The sequence below is a fragment of the Pseudonocardia tropica genome (assembly GCF_040105315.1).
Classification (GTDB): domain Bacteria; phylum Actinomycetota; class Actinomycetes; order Mycobacteriales; family Pseudonocardiaceae; genus Pseudonocardia; species Pseudonocardia alni.
In genome coordinates, this window is sequence record NZ_JBEDNP010000058.1 from 1 (window position 1) to 2,909 (window position 2,909).

Annotated in this window: 2 protein-coding genes; both read right to left on the reverse strand. The window is 68.9% G+C overall.

Going from position 1 to position 2,909, the window contains the following annotated elements:
• On the reverse strand, nt 1-1,186 hold a 1,186-nt coding region (locus WHI96_RS27355), incomplete at its 3' end, for an MBL fold metallo-hydrolase (protein ID WP_349302500.1).
• A 140-nt stretch (nt 1,187-1,326) separates the two neighbouring features.
• On the reverse strand, nt 1,327-2,909 hold a 1,583-nt coding region (gene ctaD / locus WHI96_RS27360; protein ID WP_432422465.1), incomplete at its 5' end, for an aa3-type cytochrome oxidase subunit I.

Sequence of the window (2,909 nt, forward strand, 5' to 3'; positions counted from 1 at the left end):
GGAGTCCGACCGAGCCCTCGACGACTCCGTCCGCCCGCTCGGGGTTCCGGCGGACGTCCAGCACCGACGGGCGCGTACCACGGTCGTACTCGGCCGCGAGGTCGGCGAAGGTGGCCTGACGGAAGCTGCGCAGCGGGGTCGGTCCGGTCCAGTCCTCGGGCTTGCCGGTGGCCACGGCCGCGGGCCGGTCGATCCCGATCCGGACCAGCTCGCGCTGTGCGTCGGCCACGTCGGCCGGGCTCTCGCCCAGCAGGGTCACCGGGGTCCCCCACGGCATGAGCCAGCCGAGGTAGGTCACGAACTGCCCGCCGAGACCGATGTTCACCGTCCCCGCGACGTGTCCCGCCGCGAACGCGGTCCCGGTGCGCAGGTCGACGACCCACTCGCCCGCGTCGATGCGACGTCGCAGCTCGGCGGGGTCGGCCTCGGCCGGGCTGGAGAGATCGATCTCGTCCGGGCCCGCGGAGTTCGCGGGGCCCATGTGGGCGTAGTACGCGGGGAACGCGTCGAGCCCGGCCAGCAGCTCGCGGACCCACTCGTCCTGCTCGCGGGTCAGCGCGGGGTTGGCCGCCTTCTCCGCGCCGATCGTGCTCGCGGTGCCGGTGGCCTGGGTGGCGGAGCAGAAGCTGCCGAAGCCGTGGGTCGGGAAGATCTCCGTCGCGTCGGGCAGCTCCGCGGCGAGCCGCCGCGCGGAGTGCCACTGGGCGTGGGCGAGCGTGTCGGTGTGGTCGGGTCCCAGCAGGTCGGGACGGCCGGTGGAGCCGTACAGGAGCGATCCGCCGGTGAACACGACCGTCGGCTCGGCGCCGGGCACGGAGCCGTCGGAGACGGCGAACGACAGGTGGGTGTGGGTGTGTCCCGGGGTGTGGAGGACCCGGACGTGCATCGTGCCGACCTCGACGACCTGACCGTCGCGGACGCCGACGCGCTCGAAGGAGACCGGGTCGTCCGCGTTCAGGAGGTACTGCGCTCCGGTCGCTCGGGCCAGCTGGAAACCACCGGTGACGTAGTCGTTGTGGATGTGGGACTCGAACACGTGGGTGATCCGGACGCCCGCCTCGTCGGCGGCGGCGTGGATGCGGTCGTGGTCGCGCTGGGGATCGACGACGAGGGCGACCTCGCCGTCGTGCGCCAGGTAGCTGCGGTCGCCCAGGCCGGGCGTCTCGACGGTCAGAACGGTGATCATGTCGGGTTCCGGTCCTCTCTCGGAGACGGCGGCCCCGCCGGCCGCTGATACCCCTGGGGGTATGTCTCCTACAACTTCACCAAATGAACGTACATTACCGCTGCAGAGTGTGACGTGTCCCATTCGCCCGGAACAGGGGGTCAGGCCTCCGAGATCCGCGCCCGGTCGACGCTGTGGGCGGCCTCCGCCCGTGCCCGGGTCGCGAGATGCGGGTAGTGCAGATCGAACGCCGGCCGCTCGGACCGGATGCGCGGCAGCTCGTGGAAGTTGTGCCGCGGTGGCGGGCAGGTCGTCGCCCACTCCAGGGAGTTGGCGAACCCCCACGGGTCGTCGGCGTGGACCCGCCGGCCGAAGCGGTGGGCGGTGACGACGTTCCAGATGAACGGGAGCGTGGACGCCCCGAGGAGGAAGGCTCCGACCGTCGAGATCGTGTTGAGGACGGTGAACCCGTCGCTGGGCAGGTAGTCCGCGTAGCGGCGGGGCATGCCCTCGTTCCCCAGCCAGTGCTGCACCAGGAACGTGAGGTGGAAGCCGACGAAGGTCAGCCAGAAGTGGATCTTCCCGAGTCGTTCGTCGAGAAACCGGCCGGTCATCTTGGGGAACCAGAAGTAGATGCCGGAGTAGAAGGAGAACACGATGGTGCCGAACAGCACGTAGTGGAAATGGGCGACCACGAAGTACGTGTCGGAGACGTGGAAGTCGAGTGGCGGGCTCGCGAGCAGGACCCCGGTGAGTCCGCCGAACAGGAACGTGACCAGGAACCCCGCTGCGAACAGCATCGGCGTCTCGAACGTCAGCCGCCCCTTCCACATCGTCCCGATCCAGTTCACGAACTTGATGCCGGTGGGGATCGCGATGAGGAACGTGGTGAACGAGAAGAACGACAGCATGATCGCGCCGGTCGCGTACATGTGGTGGGCCCACACCACGGCCGAGAGCATCGTGATGCCGACTCCGGCGAACACCATGCCCTTGTAGCCGAACAGCGGTTTGCGGGCGAAGACCGGGATGACCTCGGAGATGATTCCGAAGAACGGCAGCGCGACGATGTAGACCTCGGGGTGTCCGAAGAACCAGAACAGGTGCTGCCACAGGACCAGGCCGCCGGTCTCCGGGTCGAAGACGTGTGCGCCGAGGTGCCGGTCGGCCTCCATGGCCAGCAGGGCCGCCGTGAGCGGCGGGAAGGCCACCAGGATCAGCAGGCTGGTGAACAGCATCATCCACGTGAACATCGGAAGCCGGAACATCGCCATACCGGGTGCCCGCAGGCACACGACGGTCGTCACGAAGTTGACCGCGCCGAGGATCGTGCCGAGTCCGGTGACGACGAGACCGGCCGCCCAGAGATCGCCGCCGGGGCCGGGGGAGTGGATGGCGTTCTGCAGGGGTGCGTACGCGGTCCATCCGAAGTCCGCAGCCCCGCCGGGGGTCAGGAAGCCGGCCACCACCACGACCGACCCGAACGCGAGCAGCCAGAACGAGAAGGCGTTGAGCCGGGGGAATGCGACGTCCGGGGCGCCGATCTGCAGCGGCACGATGTAGTTCGCGAACCCGAAGCTCAGCGGTGTCGCGAAGAGCAGCAACATGATCGTTCCGTGCATCGTGAAGAGCTGGTTGTACTGCTCGGTGGACAGGAACTGCATCCCCGGTCGGGCCAGTTCGGCACGCATCAGCAGAGCCATGGCGCCGCCGAGCATGAACAGGGCGAACGTCGTCACCAGGT